The organism is Paenirhizobium cremeum (assembly GCF_022884085.1).
GTDB classification, from domain to species: Bacteria; Pseudomonadota; Alphaproteobacteria; order Rhizobiales; family Rhizobiaceae; genus Allorhizobium; species Allorhizobium cremeum.
Window position 1 is genome coordinate 286,290 of sequence record NZ_JAGGCS010000006.1, and the last position, 20,209, is coordinate 306,498.

At 62.0% G+C, this 20,209-nt stretch carries 15 protein-coding genes; 8 read left to right on the forward strand and 7 right to left on the reverse strand.

Annotated elements, in window-relative coordinates; translation table 11 throughout:
- Positions 1 to 115: 115 nt before the first annotated feature.
- From J5N58_RS13680 to J5N58_RS13690, 3 genes are all read left to right on the forward strand, one after another.
- Positions 116 to 1,060, forward strand: a complete 945-nt coding sequence (locus J5N58_RS13680; protein WP_244711177.1) for a class I SAM-dependent DNA methyltransferase — start codon at positions 116 to 118, stop codon at positions 1,058 to 1,060.
- A 117-nt stretch (positions 1,061 to 1,177) separates the two neighbouring features.
- The gene (locus J5N58_RS13685; protein ID WP_244711179.1) at positions 1,178 to 1,816 is read left to right on the forward strand and encodes a DUF6198 family protein; all 639 of its coding nucleotides are present in this window, start codon (positions 1,178 to 1,180) and stop codon (positions 1,814 to 1,816) included.
- Between the two features lie 80 nt (positions 1,817 to 1,896).
- On the forward strand, positions 1,897 to 2,541 hold the full coding sequence (locus J5N58_RS13690; RefSeq protein ID WP_112827793.1) for a YitT family protein: 645 nt from the start codon (positions 1,897 to 1,899) through the stop codon (positions 2,539 to 2,541).
- A 32-nt stretch (positions 2,542 to 2,573) separates the two neighbouring features.
- Here J5N58_RS13690 and J5N58_RS13695 read toward each other — a convergent pair whose 3' ends face one another.
- Both J5N58_RS13695 and J5N58_RS13700 read right to left on the reverse strand, forming a co-directional pair.
- A complete protein-coding gene (locus J5N58_RS13695; protein ID WP_113425298.1) occupies positions 2,574 to 3,035 on the reverse strand; it encodes a carboxymuconolactone decarboxylase family protein in 462 nt (153 codons plus the stop codon).
- A 13-nt stretch (positions 3,036 to 3,048) separates the two neighbouring features.
- Positions 3,049 to 3,561, reverse strand: coding sequence for an RrF2 family transcriptional regulator (locus J5N58_RS13700; RefSeq protein ID WP_112827795.1), 513 nt, complete (start codon positions 3,559 to 3,561; stop codon positions 3,049 to 3,051).
- Between the two features lie 100 nt (positions 3,562 to 3,661).
- Between J5N58_RS13700 and J5N58_RS13705 the strand changes: the two genes are divergently transcribed.
- Together J5N58_RS13705 and pdeM are read left to right on the forward strand one after the other, a co-directional pair.
- Positions 3,662 to 6,163: a ligase-associated DNA damage response DEXH box helicase gene (locus tag J5N58_RS13705; protein WP_244711236.1), complete on the forward strand. Its 2,502-nt coding sequence runs from the start codon at positions 3,662 to 3,664 to the stop codon at positions 6,161 to 6,163.
- Between the two features lie 16 nt (positions 6,164 to 6,179).
- A complete protein-coding gene (gene pdeM / locus J5N58_RS13710; protein WP_112827797.1) occupies positions 6,180 to 6,905 on the forward strand; it encodes a ligase-associated DNA damage response endonuclease PdeM in 726 nt (241 codons plus the stop codon).
- 19 nt (positions 6,906 to 6,924) lie between these two features.
- Here pdeM and J5N58_RS13715 read toward each other — a convergent pair whose 3' ends face one another.
- The 3 genes from J5N58_RS13715 to J5N58_RS13725 form a co-directional block, all read right to left on the reverse strand.
- Entirely contained in the window at positions 6,925 to 7,728 is an 804-nt protein-coding gene (locus J5N58_RS13715; RefSeq protein WP_112827798.1) for a TIGR02186 family protein, read from the reverse strand.
- A gap of 1 nt (position 7,729) precedes the next feature.
- A complete protein-coding gene (locus J5N58_RS13720) occupies positions 7,730 to 8,647 on the reverse strand; it encodes a sulfite exporter TauE/SafE family protein (protein WP_244711182.1) in 918 nt (305 codons plus the stop codon).
- Between the two features lie 206 nt (positions 8,648 to 8,853).
- On the reverse strand, positions 8,854 to 12,603 hold the full coding sequence (locus tag J5N58_RS13725; RefSeq protein ID WP_244711184.1) for a peptidoglycan-binding protein: 3,750 nt from the start codon (positions 12,601 to 12,603) through the stop codon (positions 8,854 to 8,856).
- 378 nt (positions 12,604 to 12,981) lie between these two features.
- Here J5N58_RS13725 and J5N58_RS13730 point away from each other — a divergent pair, with 378 nt between their 5' ends.
- The 3 genes from J5N58_RS13730 to J5N58_RS13740 all read left to right on the forward strand — a co-directional run bounded on the left by J5N58_RS13730 (position 12,982) and on the right by J5N58_RS13740 (position 18,406).
- The gene (locus J5N58_RS13730; protein WP_113444353.1) at positions 12,982 to 14,775 is read left to right on the forward strand and encodes an acyl-CoA dehydrogenase C-terminal domain-containing protein; all 1,794 of its coding nucleotides are present in this window, start codon (positions 12,982 to 12,984) and stop codon (positions 14,773 to 14,775) included.
- 192 nt (positions 14,776 to 14,967) lie between these two features.
- Complete coding sequence (locus J5N58_RS13735) at positions 14,968 to 16,176, forward strand: acetyl-CoA C-acetyltransferase (RefSeq protein ID WP_112827802.1); 1,209 nt, start codon at positions 14,968 to 14,970, stop codon at positions 16,174 to 16,176.
- Positions 16,177 to 16,192: 16 nt separating this feature from the next.
- On the forward strand, positions 16,193 to 18,406 hold the full coding sequence (locus tag J5N58_RS13740; protein WP_112827803.1) for a 3-hydroxyacyl-CoA dehydrogenase NAD-binding domain-containing protein: 2,214 nt from the start codon (positions 16,193 to 16,195) through the stop codon (positions 18,404 to 18,406).
- 51 nt (positions 18,407 to 18,457) lie between these two features.
- Here the strand turns inward: J5N58_RS13740 and J5N58_RS13745 are convergent, their stop codons facing one another.
- The gene (locus tag J5N58_RS13745; RefSeq protein WP_112827804.1) at positions 18,458 to 18,967 is read right to left on the reverse strand and encodes a GNAT family N-acetyltransferase; all 510 of its coding nucleotides are present in this window, start codon (positions 18,965 to 18,967) and stop codon (positions 18,458 to 18,460) included.
- A gap of 109 nt (positions 18,968 to 19,076) precedes the next feature.
- The gene (locus tag J5N58_RS13750) at positions 19,077 to 20,120 is read right to left on the reverse strand and encodes a glycerophosphodiester phosphodiesterase family protein (protein ID WP_244711187.1); all 1,044 of its coding nucleotides are present in this window, start codon (positions 20,118 to 20,120) and stop codon (positions 19,077 to 19,079) included.
- Between the last annotated feature and the right edge of the window lie 89 nt (positions 20,121 to 20,209).

The following is a 20,209-nucleotide window of genomic DNA, read 5'->3' on the forward strand; positions in this document are numbered from 1 at the left end:
CGACTCTTCCGGTCCCGCAAGCGCGGTGCGCGGACGGCCGGCGCGCAGCGCAGCAAATAGCTCTTGTGTTTTTCTCACGTATCGGTCAAGACCGCGCGCCGCCAGAGGTTTCATCATGCAGACGATCCAGTTCTCGTCCGGCGACGTTATCGCCGACCGCCGCGCCGATTATGCCCGAATGCTTGCCGAAAGTGGCGATCCTGCGGCAGCAGCCGAATTGATGGAACAGGCGCTGGAACTGGCGCCCGAATGGGCCGCCGGCTGGCTGCGCTTTGCCGAATATCTGGAAAAGGCGGGAGACGGTAAGCGAGCGATAAAAGCCTTACGGAAAGTCGAGGAACTCGATGCGGAGGAAATCTTCGGCGCGCGGCTGAAACTCGCGCTGCTTGGCGCTGTCGATGTGCCGGTCCAACCTCCGAGCCGCTATGTCGAGGCACTTTTCGACGATTATGCCGACCGCTTCGAGGCCGCCCTCGTCGAACGGCTCGATTACAGTGTGCCGCAGAAACTCTCGGCGCTTCTCGCGCGCTACCATGGCGACGCCCCGCCTTTCCGGCTTGCCGTCGATCTCGGCTGCGGAACCGGCCTTTTCGGCGTGGAGGTCCGTTCAATCGTGAAGCGTCTCGAAGGCTTCGACCTTTCCGTCAACATGCTGGCCAAGGCCGCGGAAAAGGGCGTCTACGATCTGCTCGGGCGCGCTGACCTTTCGCTCGATGCGGAAGGGTCCGGTCTGTTTGGCGCAGGGCTTGCCCGGCATCGTGCCGATCTGCTGACTGCGGCCGATGTGCTGATGTATCTCGGTGACCTTGATGCGGCCCTGTCGCTCGCAACCGAGTTGTCCCGGCCGGGTGCTCTCTTTGCATTTTCCGTCGAGGATGCCGGCACGGACGAGGGTTTCCATCTCGCGCCGTCGCTCCGCTATGCCCATTCTGAGGCGCATGTGCGCGCGAAGCTTGTCGCTGCGGGCTTCGAGGTCGCCGATATCGAGCGAACAGTCATTCGCATGGATGGCGGAAAACCCGTCTCCGGTATACTTTTTATTGCGGTGCGAAAGGCATGATCCGACCGAAAATTGCGAAGATTGCGATAGGTCAGTATTGCTTACGTATTGCGCTTGCGAACACCTGAATCTGCGCTACCCTAAAGCCATCGAAGCCCGGTATCCGGAGATGGTGGCATGGCACAGATCAGCAGCATGTTGGGTATCTGGAACACGAACCCCTCTCGTCACACGCCCGTGGAAGACATACAGGGAATTCTGGCCGGGGTCATGATTTCCGCGCTCGGCCTCTATCTTCTGGCAAAAGTGGGATTGCTGACCGGCGGCATGGCCGGGTTGGCCTTCGTCATCCATTACTGGAGCGGCGTGAGCTTCGGTCTTCTCTTCTTCCTGTTCAACCTGCCGTTCTATTGGCTTTCACTGCGTCGCGTCGGCGTCGATTTCACCCTGAAGACCTTCGTCGCCGTCGGCCTGACTTCTTTCCTCGTTGAAATCGAGAGCCGTTTCCTCGTTATCGAGACGGTCGCGCCCTTCTGGGCCGCTGTGCTTGGCGGCCTGCTTCTTGGTTTCGGCCTTCTTGCGCTTTATCGCCACCGCGCAAGCCTTGGCGGCCTCGGCATTCTCGCGGTCTATATCCAGGATCGTTTCGGTATCCGCGCGGGCCTTGTCCAGCTCGCCTTCGATCTCTGCATCATGGCGCTCGCCTTCGCGGTTCTCTCGCCCATGGTGGTTGCCTATTCGGTGGTCGGTGCTGTCGTGCTCAATCTCTTCCTTGCGATCAATCACCGCTCGGACCGCTACATCGCTCTCCGCTGAAACCTGTTCGCCTTGCCTCTTGAGCAATTGTCTCGGGCGCGATACCGAAACTGAAAGGCTTCAAAGGAGAGAGTCGGTTTATGGCGACAGGTGAGGTGAAGACGCGGTTAAAGGGCTTGCTGGCGTCTTCGGCCGAACGGCATTCGCTCGTCGACGATGTGCAGGGTGTGCTCGCCGGCAGCATGCTGGCGGCTCTCGGTGTTCTGTTGCTGTCGGGTGGAAAGCTGCTTTCAGGCGGAACGGCGGGCGTGGCCTTCCTGCTGCATTACCTGACGGAGACCGGCTTCGGCCCCATCTTCTTCATCCTCAACCTGCCGTTCTATTATTTCGCCTACCGGCAACTCGGCGCGGCCTTCACCATCAAGACCTTTTCCGCTGTGGCCCTGACGTCGTTCCTCACAGCAACGCTGCCACGCTTCGTCTCGTTCTCCTCGCTCGACCCCCTGATCGCCGGGGTCTTCGGCGGGTTGCTCGTGGGAACAGGCATGTTGGCGCTCTTTCGCCACCGGGCGAGCCTTGGCGGGTTCGGCATCCTCGCGCTCTATCTGCAGGATCGCTTCGGCTGGCGCGCCGGACTGGTGCAACTCGGCTTCGATGGCCTCGTGCTGGTCTTTTCCTTTTTTGTCGCCACGCCCTTCATCATCTTCTGCTCGGTCATGGGCGCTGTCGTGCTCAATCTGACGCTTGCCATCAATCACCGGAAAGACCGCTACATCGCGATGTAACGGTCTTTCTGCTGGCATCAACCCGACTGGTGTCAGGCCGCAACGGCCGGCTGGTCGATCGGATGCTGGGAGCGGAACCCGACCGCTATGCGGTTCCAGACGTTGATAGTCCCGATTGCGACCGTGATGTTGGCAATTTCCGCTTCGCTGAAATATTCCTTCAGCGCTTGGAACTCAGCGTCCGGTGCGCCGGTGGCGGCAATATTGGTGACGGCATCGACCCAGGCGAGCAGGGCCCGTTCGCGAGGCGTGTAGATCGGCGATTCCCGCCACACGCTCATCAGGTTGATCCACTGCTCGGAAAGACCGTCGTGGCGGGATTCCTTCACATGCATGTCGACGCAATATGCGCAGCCATTGATGATCGATGCCCGAAGCTTGATCAGGTGGATTTCGGCGCGGCTGAGGCCGCTGTTCTGCACGAAGAGTTCGAGTGCATAGACGGCCTTGAATGCGGCCGGGGATGCCTTCTGGAGATCGAGACGCGGATGCATGGCTTTCTTCCTTTCATTCCTGCCCCTGGCGGGCGGATTTGCGTTCGTTGATTTCGAGGAAGGCACAGCCGCGGGCGGCGATACCTCCATCGTCGGTGGCGTTCAGATCCGAAATAAGATCCGCGATGCTCGTCTTCTTGAGCTCCGCCCGGTAGACGCGCTCGGCCGCCAGCATCGCAGCGGCAATCCCACAGGGTCTTTCGAAATACCGCCCGGGGAGGGGATTGGGTCCCCGTTGACGGATTTCCTGACAGCGAAAGGCTGGCTGGGGGCCTTCCACCGCAATCACGATGTCGAGCAGGGTGATCTCGTTCGGTTTGCGTGCAAGGCGATACCCGCCCTTGGGACCGGGAACCGTCGTCACCAGATCCGCAGCGGAAAGCGCCTGCAGGTGTTTCAGGAGATAGCTGGGAGAAACGCCGTGAAATTCCGCAAGCGCTGCCGCCGACAGGACGCCGTCCCCAGAAAGCGAAGCCAGCATGGTCATGCTGTGAATGGCCTGTTCAACGCCGTCGCCGAGTTTCATATCGTCATCTCCAAATCGTGGATAATAATTATCCGTGATTTTCAATGCTGTCAACAGCGCTTCTCTTTCGCGCTGCATGCACTAGGTTGACGCTGTGTTCATGAATCAGGCCGCCGATATGCCGCTGCCCGTTCCCTTCATCCGCTGGTTTGCGGAAAAGGGATGGCAGCCGCGTGCCCATCAGCTGGAACTTCTGCAAAGAGCGCGAGACGGGGAAAGCCTCCTGCTGATCGCGCCGACTGGCGCTGGCAAGACACTCGCCGGCTTCCTGCCGTCGCTCACGGAACTTGCCGAACGTGGACGTCTTCCGCCCGGCGCGCCGTTCACCGGCGTCCACACGCTCTACATCTCGCCGCTGAAGGCGCTTGCTGTCGATATCGAGCGCAATCTCATGAAGCCGGTATCGGAAATGGCATTGCCGGTTACGATCGAAAACCGCACCGGCGATACCCCCCAGGGCAAGCGCCAGCGCCAGAAGCTCAATCCGCCCGACATACTACTGACCACGCCCGAACAGCTGGCCCTGCTGCTTTCCCACTCGGATTCCGAACGCTTCTTCCGCGACCTGCGTTATGTGGTCTTCGACGAACTACACTCGCTGGTCACATCCAAACGCGGTCACCTGCTGTCGCTCGGGCTTGCGCGTCTTCGTCGCCTCGCACCCGATCTGCGCACCGTCGGTCTCTCGGCTACGGTGGCCGAGCCCATGGAGTTGCAGCGCTGGCTGGTTGGCCAGCCGCCGCGGGGGGCAAGCCATGCCGGGCTGATTACGGTGACCGGCGGCGCCAAGCCGGAGATCACAATCCTGAAGACCGAGGAACGTGTTCCTTGGTCCGGCCATTCGGCTCGCTATGCCATGCCGGAGCTCTATCAGGTGCTCAAGGAATTTCGGACGACGCTGATCTTCGTCAACACACGTTCGCAGGCCGAATTGCTGTTTCAGGAACTCTGGACGATCAACGACGACAACCTGCCCATTGCGCTCCATCACGGTTCGCTCGATGTCGCCCAGCGCCGCAAGGTCGAGGCAGCCATGGCCGACAACCGGCTCCGGGCCGTCGTCGCTACCTCAACGCTCGATCTCGGCATCGATTGGGGCGACGTCGATCTCGTGGTTCACGTTGGCGCGCCGAAAGGGGCATCGAGGCTTGCCCAGCGCATCGGCCGTGCCAACCACCGCATGGACGAACCGAGCCGTGCGATCCTCGTGCCGGCCAACCGTTTCGAGGTGATGGAATGTCAGGCGGCGCTGGATGCCAACTACGTGGGGGCACAGGACACGCCGCCCATCGGCGACGGCTCGCTCGACGTTCTGGCGCAGCATGTGCTCGGTATGGCCTGTGCGGCACCTTTCCTTGCCGATGACCTGTATGAGGAGGTGACGAGCGCTTCGCCTTATGCGCTGCTGCCGCGCGAGACCTTCGACCGTATCGTCGATTTCGTCGCCACCGGCGGCTACGCGCTCAGAACCTATGAACGCTATGCCCGCATCCGGCTGAACAGGGAGGGACGCTGGCGGGTTTCCAACCCCCAGGTCGCACAGCAATACAGGCTGAATCTCGGCACCATCGTCGAAATGCCGATGCTCAACATCCGGCTCGTCAAGCGCAACCATCTCGGCTCCATCGGCCGGGGCGGCATGTCGCTTGGCAAGGTCGAGGAGTATTTTCTGGAGCAGTTGAGCCAGGGAGACACCTTTCTGTTTTCTGGTAAGGTGCTCCGCTTCGAAGGCATCCGGGACAATGAATGCCTCGCTTCCAATGCCTTTTCTCAGGACCCGAAGATCCCGGCCTATGCCGGCGGCAAGTTTCCGCTCTCCACCTATCTCGCCGAACAGGTCCGTGCCATGCTGGATGATCCCGCCCGGCGGGCCGGCCTGCCGGATCAGGTCCGGGATTGGCTGGAAATCCAGCGGGAGAAGTCTATCCTGCCGAAGCGTGGCGAACTGCTGATCGAGACCTTTCCCCGCGCCAACCGCTTTTTTCTGGTCGCCTATCCATTCGAGGGACGGCTGGCCCACCAGACGCTCGGCATGCTGCTCACCCGTAGGCTTGAGCGAATGGGTGCGAAACCCCTCGGCTTTGTCGCGACCGACTATTCGCTGGCCGTCTGGGGGCTGGAGGACATGGGCGCCATGATCGCCTCTGCCCGCCTGCGCCTCGCCGATCTGTTCGACGAGGACATGCTGGGCGACGATCTCGAGGCGTGGCTCGACGAATCCTGGATGCTGAAGCGAACCTTCCGCACCTGCGCCGTCATCGCCGGCCTGATCGAAAAGCGGCATCCCGGCAAGGAAAAGAGCGGCCGGCAGGTGACGGTGTCGGCGGATTTGATCTATGACGTGCTGCGCAGCCACGAACCGGATCATATCCTCTTGGAAGCGACGCGACAGGATGCCGCCGCGGGTCTTCTCGATATTGCCCGGCTCGGCGATATGCTAAAGAGAATCAAAGGGCATATCACACACATGCGGCTCGACCATATTTCACCGCTCGCCGTGCCGGTGATGCTGGAGATCGGCCGGGAGCCGGTCGCTGGTGAAGCCCAGGAACACGTGCTTGCCGAAGCCGCAGACGATCTGATCGCCGAGGCCATGGCGTGAAGGAAAAGAACACCGCATGAACCGCCTGGCCCAACTCAAGGCTCCGGCCCTCGATGATCCCGATTACTCTGCCCGTTTCGTGCTGAACGGAGTGGAGGCGATCGCCGATGCCGGTGGCGTGCTGATCCTGCCAGAACTCGGCATGCTCGTCGTGTCGGACCTGCATCTCGAAAAGGGTGCCGCCTTCGCGCGCCGCGGCCTGTTGCTGCCACCCTATGACACGCTGTCGACGCTTCGCATCCTCGAAGCTGCGATTGCGCGACACGATCCGAAGATCGTTATCAGCCTGGGCGACAATTTCCACGATCCCGTCGGCTCCGCCCTGCTGCCGGCGCCGTTTCGCGAGAAGATCGCCGCCATGGCCCGGGGCCGCGAATGGATCTGGATCAACGGCAACCACGATCCCGACGGCATTGCCGACCTGCCGGGTATCTCCGCCGATGAAATCGTCTTCGGTGGCCTGACGTTTCGCCACGAGCCGAGCCTGATTGCCGGCAAGGGGGAGGTCTCGGGCCACCTCCATCCCTGCGCCACCGTGCGGCGAAGGGAAAAATCGGTGCGGCGCCCCTGTTTCGCGACCGATGGGCAGCGATTGCTGATGCCGGCTTTCGGGGTCATGACAGGAGGGCTCGACCTTCGCCACCGGGCGTTTGCCGGTCTGTTCGACCGGGCTGAACTCGTTGCCCATCTGCTCGGCCGCGACCGCATCTACTCCGTGCGCTTTGCCAACCTGCTCGGCTGATGGATGCGGGAACTCGCTATCAATCCTTGCGGAACAACAGGCTTGCACCCCAGCCGGTGACCAACGCCAGAAGTACGGAAAGCATGCCATAGGAGAGGGGATTTTCGTGGGCGGCTCTCGAAATCGAATCCTCGATACCAGTCTTGATGACCCGCAGCGCCAGTTCCTTCTCGCCGATGAATTCGCCGGTCTTGAACAAATAGGCATGCACGATGTGTACGCCATCGGGAATGTTTGCCGGTAGCCGCAGCGTCGCCTTGAACAGGCTGGAACTGACGAAGCGGACGCCGTTGGTGTCGCGCTGGTAGAGCCCGTGCGACTGCTTGATGCGACGGAAGGCGTCGCGGAATTCGGTGAGGTTGGCGTCGTAGCTGATATAGCCGGTCGGCGTCAGCGACAGATGGTCGATGCCGATGCCGAGACCCGTCAGTGTCTGAGCCGGTGCGATCTGTTCCACCGGGCGGGTACTCGCCAGCGAATAGGAGATCGGCATGCGCTCGAAGGTCATCGAGGTCCGGTTCATCCATATGCCGAACAGCCGGTCCTTGCGGCGTACCGTCGTTTCTTCCCGGGGGCCTTCCAGCGTCACCACAACGTCGTACTGGCCGATGGCCAGCAGCAATTGATCGGCATTGGTGAGCGCCCCGAAGATCGTAAGGTCTGCGCCGCGAAAATCCGAGGTGATGGCGATTTCGCTGGTCGACGTCCCAATATCCAGGCCTTCCTTACCCATCATGTCGCCGGCAAGCGGGATCTGCGCGAGACCGTGGGAGGCGGAGAAGAGGCCGGCTGCGATGGAGAGCGTTGCGAGGAGCCTGCGCATGTCAGCCTCCGATCGCGATCGAATAGAGGTCGTCCGGCGTCACCACCAATTCGATGGCGAGCCTCAGGCCCACGGCAAGGACCAGCAGGCCGAGCAGGGCGCGCAATTGTTCGCCGCGCAGCTTCTGGCCGACGCGAACGCCGTATTGCGCGCCGATCACGCCGGCAAGCATCAGGATGAAGGCGAGCACGATGTCGACGGAATAGTTGGTCGCGGCCTGCATCACAGTGGTGAAGGCGGTGGTGAAGATGATCTGGAACAGCGACGTGCCGACGACCACGCTTGTCGGGATGCGCAGGAGATAGATCATCGCCGGCACCATGATGAAGCCGCCGCCGACGCCCATGACGGAGGTCAGGATGCCGATGGCGAAACCGAGACCGAGCACCGGCAGGACGCTCAGATAGATCTTCGACTTCTTGAAGCGCATCTTGAACGGCAGGCGATGCACCCAGTTGTGCTGCCCCGGTCGTTTCAGGCTGATCGGCTGGTTTTTCGCGGCCCGCCGCATGGCGTTCAGGCTTTCCATCAGCATCAGGGCGCCGACCGTGCCGAGAAAGATGACGTAGAGCAGGGAGATGACAAGGTCGAGCTGGCCGAGCCGCCGGAGCCAGGAAAAGATCACGACACCGACCGAGGCGCCCGCAAGGCCTCCGATTAGCAGCACCGTGCCGAGTTTAACGTCCAGCGTGCCGCGGCGAAAATGGGTGATAGCGCCGGAAACCGAGGAGGCGACCACCTGATTGGCGCCCGTCGCAACGGCAACCACCGGTGGGATATTGTAGAAGATCAGGAGCGGCGTAATCAGGAAGCCGCCGCCGACGCCGAACATGCCGGAAAGGAAACCGACCGCCGCGCCCATCCCGAGAATGATGAAGATGTTCACCGACAATTCTGCTATCGGCAGGTAGATCGTCACGCTCGGGCCTCTGAATGCGTCTGCCCGCCGGAGCGAGCTGGTACAAAACGGGATCGGAAATGCGGCCGGTCTCAGGCAAAAGCTAAACGGGCTCAAGTCCTTGCCGGACTTGATCCCCGTCATTTCTCTTGCGCTCACAGGCCGGTCAAGTCAATTCGCGCTCAAGCCATACGCCGGCATTTTCCGATTTTTATGACCGTTAGCGACTATTTGTTGCGTTCCAGCAGCGCATTCACCAGCTTGTCGGTGACCTGACCCGTCGGCTGCTCGCCGATCGAGGTCTGGAAGGCCTTGATCGCGGCGGTGGTCTTGGCGCCCATCATGCCATCGGGTGTGCCAGCGTCGAAACCGTTCTTGTTCAGGATCGCCTGGATGTTGCGGATTGCCTTCTTCATGTCGACGCTCGCGGTCTTCAGGCCCTTGCCTGCCCATTCGTCCGGTGTGTTGGCCGTATTGGCATCGGGGTCGAGTGGCTTCGGCTTCCAGAGATCGACCTGCGCGCGGGCGCGCTCGAGCTGTTCCGGCCGCATGGCGTTCGCGACCTCGTCGCGCTTTTGCGCTGCGTCCTTGTCACCGTCTCTCGCTGCGATCGCGAACCACTTGTAGGAAGCCTCGAGATCCTGCTGCACGCCGTTGCCGCGCGCATAGAGGATGGCTAGGTTGAACTGGCTGTCCGATACGCCGTATTCGGCGGCCTTCGAGAACCATTCCACCGCCTTTGCATAGTCCTGGCCGCCATCGGCGCCGGATGCGAAGAGCACGGCGAGATTGTGCATGGCGCTGGCATTGCCCGCTTCAGCCGCCTGCTGGTAGAGGCTCTTGGCCTTGGCGATGTCGCGTGAAACGCCTGTGCCCTTTTCGTAGAGGTTGGCGAGCCGGTATTGCGCCGGCACGAAGCCGCGGTCGGCGGAAAGCTGATACCATTTTGCCGCCTCGGCGAAATCGCTGGCCACACCGCGGCCTTCCGTATAGCGGGCTCCGATTTCGAAAAGTGCGATCGGATCGCCTTCCTTCGCGGCAATGGCAAGCGAGGGCGGCGAGATTGCGTCCGGAACGACAATCGCGACGGCCGGAGCGGTTTCCGACTGCGGAGGCTGCACCGGCGTGTTGTCCGTCGTCTCTGCCGTCTGGGCCTCTCCGGTCGCAGGCGCGAAGGCGGCGCTGTCCTGCTGGCTGTCCTCGGTCGCGGGCTGTAGCGTCGAAAGAGCGTCGCCGCTGTCAAGCGGCGCCTGTTCCACACGTGCAACCGGAGCCGCCGGAACGGGTTCGGAAGCGCCGGTTGCCTCTGAAGCGGGCGGAGCGATGGCCGCGGCGACATTGGTTTCCGGCCGCTCTTCCACGGGTGCGGTGGCCGGCGCCATGCCGCTTTCCTGCGGCTTCGGCGTCTCGATGACGACGGGCGGCGCCTTCTCGCCACGGATGAGGGTCGTGACGAGCGGCATTGCCATGGCGGCGAGCAGGATTGCACCGACGGCCATCAGGATCGGACGGCGATAACGGGCAAAGCCCGTAAGCGCGGCGGCGCCGGGCTTGGCGCCGCGCACACTCTTCTGGCTGAGGTCCATTTCCTGGGCGGCGGCCTGCGCTGCGCGCCGAGCGGCGGCGATGTAGTCGGCCCGGTCTGCCTCTCCTGCGGGAGCACCGCTCTCGTTCTTCGCCTGGCTGGCGCGCACGCGCTCCAGGATCTTGCGGACGTCGGGAGCCCCGGAGCCGGGCTCCAGCAGTTCGTTTGCCTGTTCAGGCGGCAGCATATCGGAGGGATCGATCGACGGCGTCGGATCGATCACCTGCCGGCCTGCCACCGGCTCCTCATTCTTCTTCTGGCCGGGAAGGAGGCGCTTGCCCAATCCGGCGAGCAGGCTCGGCTTGCCCGGTTTCCTGTCGGATCGCGCTGCCTCGATGACTGGCAGGGCCGTCATCGTCGCTTCGACGGCTGGCGCCTCGATATGTGGGACATCATTCCGGCCGGTGTCTGCCGTTTCCATGGCATGAGAGGCGAGGGGAGCCCGGATCGACGGTTCCTCTGCCATAGAGGGCGTTTCGACGGATTGCGACGGTTGGCGGAAGGGAACCTGTGGCTCCTCGAAATGGGCCGTGCGGTCATCGATCTGGTCGAGCCGGTTCGCGATCTGCACAAGGGTATCGTGCAGCGCTTCGAAGGTGCGATGAGTGCGTTCCTCGGAGTTCCGGCTGAAATCCTCAAGATTGCGCAGATGCTCTGAAAGCGCCGAGAGTGCGGCGATATCCGCCGACCCGGCGGCCCCTTGCGCCGGAAGCCGCTGCGCATAGCTTTCCATAACGGTCTCGGCGGCCTGCCGGGCGGCTTCGATGATGTATTCGTCACTCGTCGCCATATAGTCTTCGAGCGCCGAGATACGTTCCGCAACCGCATCATCTATGCCGCCACCCGTTGACGGCCTGGCGATCAGCGTGGAAAGATGGGCAATCTGCTCTTCCAGTCCCCGCAGGCTGGCGCTTTCGCCGGCCGGTACGCCGGCATTCTCCTCGATGCGGTCGACCACGGCATTCAGACGGTCCTCGAGCCCGCGCAACAGGCTGTCGTCGATACGCGCGACGACGGCGGGCTGCGGTACTTCCAGACCTTCGATGCGGCGTGCGAGAAGCTCCAGCCTGTCAGCCAGCCTGTCGTTGACGGCGCCGTGATCCAAAGCGTCGATCTTGCGGGAAATGTCAGCCAGATAGCCGGTCAGTTCCGGCTGCGGCACCGGCGCCTGGGTGCGCTCCAGCATGTGCGAGAGCATGTCCAGCCGTTCCTCGAGATGGCTTGCGGTGCGAGCTTCGGACAGTTGCTCGATGCGGCCGGTCAGCGACTCGATGCGCCGGGCAAGATCCGAGGCGGGCTGTTCTTCGGTGGCCCGACGATTGGCAAAGGCCTCGATCTGGTGGGCAAGTCCGGCAATCCGGTCTTCGAGACGCTGAAAAAAGCCGTTGTCCGGGCCGCCGGAATTACGTGCGCCGGCCACGATGGCGCGGCTGATCTCGTCCAGCCGCATGTCGATGCCGGCGAACTGTTCGCTCATCATCCGCTCGCTGGGGTCGATATGCGAACCGATCTGCTCGAGCGCGGTCGCGACCTTCATCAGCTTGTCTTCGAGCGCGTGGAGGGCGCGGTTGTCGCCGGTGCGTCCGATATGGCTTTTGATGTCGTCGAGACGGTCTGCAAGAAGCACCAGTTCCTCGCGCATTGCAGCCGGATCGACGTCGCTGATCTTTTCCTCGATATGGCTCCAGCGATTGTCCATGCGGCGCACGGAATCCTCGCGGGCAAGTCCGTCCATGAGAGAGCGAAGCTCCTCGAATTCCTCGCGCAGACCGTCGGCGCCCGGAGCGCGTGACAGGCTGAGATGCTGAATGCTCTCTGCGAGACGGGCGATATCGTTGCGCAGCGCCTCCGAGGGCCGCTGGTCTTCGGCGAGCGCGCGTATGCTGCGCATCTCTGCGCGCAGGGTGCCGACTTCGCGTGAAAGGCTCTCGGAAATGTCCTGCTTCAGTTCCTGGCGCAATCCGAGCAGGGCCTGCGTGATTTCACGGGTCATGGTGTCAGGGCTCGCGACGGCCGAAGCCGCGCCGTAAGGCGAGGGTGGGTTTTGGCGGAACGGCGCCTGCCGCGGGCGGTCTTCCTGCGGGTCGTAAGCGCGGCCGTAACCAGCAGTCGTCCGCTCGGCGGGGCGCTGGCGGCTGTCTTCCAGAGCGCGCTGGCGCTGGCGTATTTCGGCAAGCGGATCCGTCGAGGCTTCGCGCGCGGGCCGCGCATAGCGATCGTCGCCGCGCTCACGATAGGCTTCGCGCGCAATGTCCTCCGCGAGACGTCCGCGAGACGAGGTGGTTCCCATCAGTCCTTCGATCCTCGCTTCCAATCCCTCGATCGTGCGGCTCAGCGCATCAAGCGACGAAGATCCGCCGGGGCGGGAAGAAGTGGATCGCGATCCGTTCATGGTCTTGCTCGCTTCGAAAATGCACCTTCGGTTGGGCTGAAGGTGAACAATTGGGGCCGACGATGCGCATTTTCGCCTGTTTCGGCGGTGGTGCCGACTCAATGCGATCACGGATTGCGGATCATCACCTTTCTCCGGCCACAATTCATGAAACGTGGTAAACAAGCCGTTAACCTGCCTGAAAATTTTTTAACGTTTGAGCGATAAGATCCGGCGGCTAGTGGGCGGATTAACCCCTTCGGGTGAGGTGTGGGGGAGTGTCAGCACAGCAAAAATGCGGTTGCATCCAGATTTTGACGTTTACGCGCACGTCAATTATTTGTATAAGCATGAACTATGCCGGCCTGCCCGGTTTCAAGTCTCGGAGGAAGATGATCCATGCCTGTCTACAAGGCTCCCGTAAACGACACGCTTTTCGTTCTGAACAATGTTCTTGGCCTCGAGCGCTACCACAACCTGCCCGGGTTCGAGGATGCGACGCCGGACATGGTCGAAGCGATCGTCGGGGAGGCCGCGAAGCTGGCTGAGGAACAACTTTTCCCGCTCAACCTTTCCGGCGACCAGGAAGGATGCAAGCGCCACGACGATGCGAGCGTCAGCGTTCCGAAGGGTTTCAAGGAAGCCTATGATGCCTATTGCCAGGGCGGCTGGATCGGCCTTGCCGTGCCGCAGGAATTCGGCGGGCAGGGCCTGCCCTACACCCTTCACGCTGCTGTCGGCGAATACATGTCGTCCGCCAACATGGCACTGATGATGTATCCCGGCCTGACCCAGGGCGCGATTGCAGCCATCCTCGTCCACGGCTCGGAAGAGCAGAAGCAGACCTATCTGCCGAAGATGGTCGAGGGCACCTGGTCGGGCACGATGAACCTGACGGAACCCCATTGCGGCACCGACCTCGGCCTGCTGCGCACCAAGGCCGTTCCGAACGGCGACGGCGGCTACAGGATCTCCGGCCAGAAGATCTTCATCTCCGCCGGCGAACACGGCATGACTGACAACATCATTCATCTGGTGCTTGCCCGCATCGAGGGCGCGCCCGAGGGAACCAAGGGTATCTCGCTCTTCATCGTGCCGAAATACATCGTCAATGAAGACGGTTCGCTCGGTGCGCGCAACGGCGTTTCCTGCGGTGCGATCGAGCACAAGATGGGCATTCACGGCAACGCCACCTGCGTCATGAACTATGACGAGGCAACCGGCTTCCTGATCGGTCAGGAGAACAAGGGCCTTTCCGCCATGTTCGTGATGATGAACGAGGCCCGCCTCGGCGTCGGCCTGCAGGGCCTTTCCATTGCCGAAGTCGCCTACCAGAACGCTGCGAATTATGCCCGCGAGCGCATTCAGGGCCGTTCGCTTTCCGGCGTCAAGGCGCCGGACAAGAAGGCCGATCCGATCATCGTCCATCCGGACATCCGCCGTTCGCTCCTGACCATCAAGGCCTTCACCGAAGCCGGCCGCGCCTTCACGCTCTGGACCGCGCTGCAGTCCGATATCGCCCATCGCTCCGGCGATGAGAAGGAAAAACAGGCGGCCGACGATCTGCTTGGCCTGATGACGCCCATCCTGAAGGGCGTGCTGACGGACAAGGGCTTCGATCACGCCGTCATGGCGCAGCAGGTCTTCGGCGGTCACGGCTATATCGAAGAACATGGCATGAGCCAGTATGTCCGCGATGCCCGTATCGCCATGATCTATGAGGGCGCAAACGGCATTCAGGCGCTCGACCTGGTCGGCCGCAAACTCGGCATGAACGGCGGCCGCGCCGTCATGGCGCTGTTCAACGAGATCGGTGCCTTCTGCGAGGAAAACCGTAGCGACGAGAACCTCGTCCTCTACACCAAGGGATTGAAGAAGGGCCTGAACGACCTGCAGGCCGCGACCATGTGGTTCATGCAGAACGCCATGGCCAAGCCGGACAATGCCGGTGCCGGCTCCACCGACTACATGCACCTCTTCGGCCTCGTCGTCCTCGGCTACATGTGGGCGAAGATGGCGAAATCCGCCAACGAGGCTCTTGCCGCCGGCAATGGCGATGCAGACTATTACCGGAACAAGCTTCTGACCGGCCGCTTCTACATGGAGAAGATCATGCCGGAAACGGCACTGCGCAAGACCCGTATCGAGGCTGGCAGCGACAGCCTGATGGAGATGACGGCGGAAGCATTCTGAGGATTTGCCCCTCACCCTGGCCCTCTCCCCGTGCACGGAGAGAGGGAACGTGCCCTAAATGCGGCACGGAGAGGTCGGCAATCGTCCTTCTCCCCGTCAGGACGGGGAGAAGGTGCCGGCAGGCGGATGAAGGGGCCATCATCGTATGGCCAGCAACAATTCGGCGCTTGAGCGCCAAAGGGAGAGAGAACGATGACAGAAGTCTTCATTTACGACCACGTGCGCACGCCGCGCGGGCGCGGCAAGAAGGACGGTTCGCTGCACGAAGTGCCGTCCGTCCGTCTGGCAGCCAAGTCGCTGGAAGCGATCCGTGACCGCAACGGTCTTGATACCGCGACCGTCGACGACATCATTATGGGCTGCGTCGATCCGGTCATGGATGCCGGCGCCGTGATCCCGAAGGCGGCCGCCTTCGAGGCAGGCTATTCGAACAAGGCTCCGGGCATGCAGATCTCGCGCTTCTGCGCGTCCGGTCTCGATGCCGTGAATTTCGCGGCCGGCAAGGTCAAGGCGGGCTCGGACGATATCGTCATTGCAGGCGGCGTCGAGAGCATGTCCCGCGTCGGCATGGGCATGTCGGGCGGCTCCTGGTACATGGACCCGTCGGTCAACTTCCCGGCCTATTTCATGCCGCAGGGCGTCTCCGCAGACCTGATCGCCACCAAATACGGCTTCAGCCGCGATGATGTCGACGCCTATGCCGTGGAAAGCCAGAAGCGCGCCGCCCATGCCTGGGAAAAGGGTTACTTCTCGAAGTCCGTCATTCCGGTGAAGGACATCAACGGCCTGACCATCCTCGACAAGGATGAGCACATGCGGCCGGGCACCGACATGCAGGCGCTGGCCCAGCTTCAGCCCTCGTTCCAGATGCCGGGTGAAATGGGTGGCTTCGAAGCCGTCGGCATCCAGGCCCATCCGGAAATCGAACGCATCAACTACGTCCATCACGCCGGCAACTCGTCGGGCATTGTTGATGGCTCGGCCGCCGTGCTGATCGGCTCGAAGACCGGCGGCGAGACCATGGGCATCAAGCCCCGCGCCCGCATCAGGGCTTTCGCCAATATCGGTTCCGATCCGGCGCTGATGCTGACCGGCCCGGTCGACGTCACCGAGAAGCTCCTCGCCAAGACCGGCATGAAGATTTCGGATATCGACCTGTTTGAGCTTAACGAAGCTTTCGCCGCTGTCGTGCTTCGCTTCATGCAGGCCTTCGAAGTCGACCACTCGAAGATGAACGTCAACGGCGGTGCGATCGCCATGGGCCATCCGCTCGGTGCCACCGGCGCGATGATTCTCGGTACGGTGCTGGACGAACTGGAGCGCCGTGACCTGAATACGGCACTCGTCACGCTCTGCATCGGCGCCGGCATGGGCACGGCAACCGTCATCGAACGCGTCTGATTTCTGGGAGGAAGCAATGACCTACAAGAACTTCACCATCGAGACCGACGCAGACGGCATTGCCCTTGTCACCTGGGACATGCCCGACAAGTCGATGAACGTCTTCACCGTCGAAGTCATGGACGAGATCGAGAAGATCGTCGACCAGACCGTGGCCGATGCCGGTGTCAAGGGCGTGGTTTTCACCTCCGGCAAGAAGACCTTCTCCGGCGGCGCCGACCTCACCATGATTAAGGGCATGTTCTCCATGCTCGAGGAGGAAAAGGCGAAGGACCCTGCCGGAGCCGTGAAGAAGCTGTTTGACGCTGCCGGCCGCATGACCTGGCTGTGGCGCAAGATCGAGACCTGCGGCAAGCCGTGGGTCGCCGCGATCAACGGCACCTGCATGGGCGGTGCCTTCGAACTTTCGCTGGCTTGCCATGGCCGTGTTGCTTCCAATTCCAAGTCGGTGAAGCTCGCTCTGCCCGAGGTCAAGGTCGGGATCTTCCCAGGCGCCGGCGGCACCCAGCGCGTCTCGCGCCTTGCCAACACGCAGGATGCGCTGCAGATGATGACGACGGGCTCGAGCCTGACTGCATCGCGCGCCAAGGCCATGAACCTTGTGCATCAGGTGGTCGAGCCCGATCAGCTGATCCCGGCCGCCAAGCAGATGATAAAAGATGGCCTGAAAGCCGTGGCTCCCTGGGACGAAAAGGGTTTCAAGGCTCCGGGCGGCGGTATCTGGACGCCTGCCGCAGCACAGCTCTGGCCGGCTGCTCCGGCAGTCCTGCGCCGCGAGACTGCCGGCAACTATCCGGCCGCCCTGGCTATCCTGAAATGCGTCTATGAAGGTCTGCAGGTTCCCTTCGATACGGGCCTGAAGATCGAACAGCGTTATTTCACCCAGATTGTCCAGACGACCGAAGCCTTCTCGATGATCCGCTCGCTGTTCGTTTCCATGCAGGAACTGGGCAAGGGCGCCCGTCGTCCGGCAGGCGCGGGCAAGACCGAATTGAAGAAGGTCGGCGTTGTCGGCGCAGGTTTCATGGGCGCTTCCATCGCCTACGTAACGGCTGCCGCAGGCATTCCGGTCGTGCTGATCGACCGCGACATGGAGGCCGCCGGCAAGGGCAAGACCGTGTCCGAGGGGCTGGTTGCTGGCGCCGTCGGCAAGGGTAAGATGAGCAAGGAAGAAGGCGAGGCGCTGCTTTCGCTGATTACGCCGACGGATGACTATGGCTCCCTGAAGGATGCCAACCTCGTCATCGAAGCCGTCTTCGAAGACCGCGACGTCAAGAAGGCCGTCATCGAGAAGGTCGAGGCCGTTCTGCCGGAAGGCGCGATCTTCGCTTCCAACACCTCTACGCTGCCGATCACCGGTCTGGCGAAGAATTCGAAGCGTCCGGTCGATTTCATCGGCATTCACTTCTTCTCGCCGGTCGAGAAGATGATGCTGACCGAGGTCATTCTCGGCAAGGAAACGGGCGACAAGGCGCTCGCCGTCGCACTCGATTACGTTGCCGCGATCAAGAAGACCCCGATCGTCGTCAACGATACCCGCGGCTTCTTCGTCAATCGCTGCGTGCTGCGCTACATGTCGGAAAGCTACAACATGCTGATCGAGGGCGTGCCCCCGGTCATGATCGAGAATGCCGCGAAGTTCGCCGGCATGCCGGTCGGCCCGCTGTCGCTCAATGACGAAGTGGCGATCGATCTCTCGCTCAAGATCTTGAAGGCGACTGTCGCCGATCTCGGCGAGAAGGCCATCGATCCGCGCCATATGGAACTCGTTTCCCGCATGGTCGAGAAGGAAGGCCGCTTCGGCCGCAAGAACGGCAAGGGCTTCTACGAATATCCGGCAAAGCCGGCCAAGAAGTTCCTGTGGCCGGGCCTCAAGGACTTCTACCCGCAGAAGAAGGCCGAGGACGTCAACATTAAGACGCTGCAGGAACGTTTCCTCGCAACGATTGCGCTGGAAGCTGCCCGCACCGTCGAGGAAGGCATCGTCATCGACCCGCGCGAAGCCGATGTCGGCTCCATCCTCGGTTTCGGCTTTGCGCCCTACACCGGCGGCGCGCTGAGCTACATCGACGGGATGGGCGTGAAGGCTTTCGTCGAACTCCTGGAACGTCTGGCGAAGGACTACGGCGCCCACTTCAAGCCGACGCCGCTGCTCATCGACATGGCGGCCAAGGGAGAGACCTTCTACGGACGGTTCGATCCTTACGGCGAGGAAAAGAAGGCGGCCTGAGCGAGCCCCTGTCCTTCTCCCCGTTCGCGGGGAGAAGGATTTCCCGTCTTTTTAAAGATGGCGTTCCATCATGATGACGGGTTTGCCGCGATAGGTGCTGCGGGCAAATTCGCGCATCTGCATCTTGGCCGCGATCTTCAGCGACCGGATGTTTTCCGGAGCGATGATGCAGGTCACGCGCCTGCCGGAAAAACGGCGCTCTGCCCAGTGAAACATCGCTGAGGCCGCTTCGCTGGCATAGCCCTTTCCATGCACCGTCGGATGCAGTGTCCAGCCGGCCTCCATCGTCCCGGTAAGCGAGGGCGTAATGTCCCGATGCAGGTCCTGAAAGCCGATCTGCCCGACGAACCGACTGCTATCCCTTTCTTCTATGATGAAGTAGCCGAAACCCAGATATTGCCAGCCTCCGGCCTGCCGCAGAAACCGGCCCCACATCATCTCTTCCGAAAATGGCTCGGCCGAGATGTGGCGCAGAACGTCGGGATGGGACCACATCTTCGAATAGGCTTCGAAGTCCTGAAGTTCGGGACGTCGAAGATGAAGGCGCTCGGTGGTTATCATGGTCGTTCGGCCTCGCTTTGCAGATCTGAGGCCACGCTATATCGGCGCTGCGATCTCAGGCAAAGCGCCCGCGCGTATTCCATCGGCGCTTTTTGCTCTTCGGTTGCCGTCAGAGAAGTCGCTGAGGTAGGACGGCGTAGGACTGCCGCAAGCCCTGACCTTCCAGCCAGCCGATCACGGCTTCCGGCTCGTCGGTCTGGATAATGGTTGCACCGCGGTCGATCCAGAAGCCGTAGACCGCATCCGTCTGCCCCTGCGACCATGCCATTCCGTCACCGCGCCCCCCGGCGACCATGCCTTCCGGACGGTCGGTGATCGGATAGGTGTTGATCCACATGTGGAAATTGCCGCAGATTGCCGCTGCCCGGGCGCGCGGGGAAAAAAGCGGTCCGCCCGTTGCCGTCAGAGGTTCGGCTGCATCCCTGTGCCAGTGAATCATTTCGGCGGCGGGAGCGTCGAATGCTCCTGCGACCTTAGCCACGAAGGCGCTGTCCCGTACGGCATCGTCTGCAAGGATCGGCATGAAGGCGATATCGGGTCCGATCCGCGCCATCACCGCGCGGGCACGCTCCAGCCGCTCCTCGTTCCAGATCGCCGTCTTGATCAGGATGCCGTCGGCCATACCGATCCTGCGCGCGCTATCGACGATGTCCACCAGGTCTTCCGGCTCAAGCTTATTGTCGATGTTGACGAGGATGCGGCCCTTGGCGTGCAGCAGCATTTCTTCCAGCGTCGGCACCGGCTCGTCGGTGACGATGCCCGTTCCTTCCACCACCAGCCGGCAGGTTCTCAACGCGGCGAGGCGCCGTTCCACGACCGCGCCTTTACATGTCGTCGTGCGCTCCAGCGTCGCGTCGTGCATAACGACAAGCGCTCCGTCCTGCGTCCGGCGTACGTCGAGTTCGACCATATCGACGCCTAGCGACACGGAATGATCGATGGCGTCCCTGGAATTTTCCGCGCGTACGACCTTGCCGTTTTCCTTCCACCCTGCGCGATGGGCGACCACCATCACATGATCGCGCCATCGGTTGGCGTCCGTCAGCCTCTCGCGGATCAGCGTCGTATGACCGGTTTCGGAAATGTAGGCATCGGAAGGAAAGATGGGGACGAGAGACAGAAACACGGCGATGAACGGAACGATCAGACGCATGGTACGGCTCCTGGTCCGGATGGAACATGACGTCGCGATAGAATCGCCGGATCACAGGGGGATGAAGGATTGGTGACGCTTGCGTGACG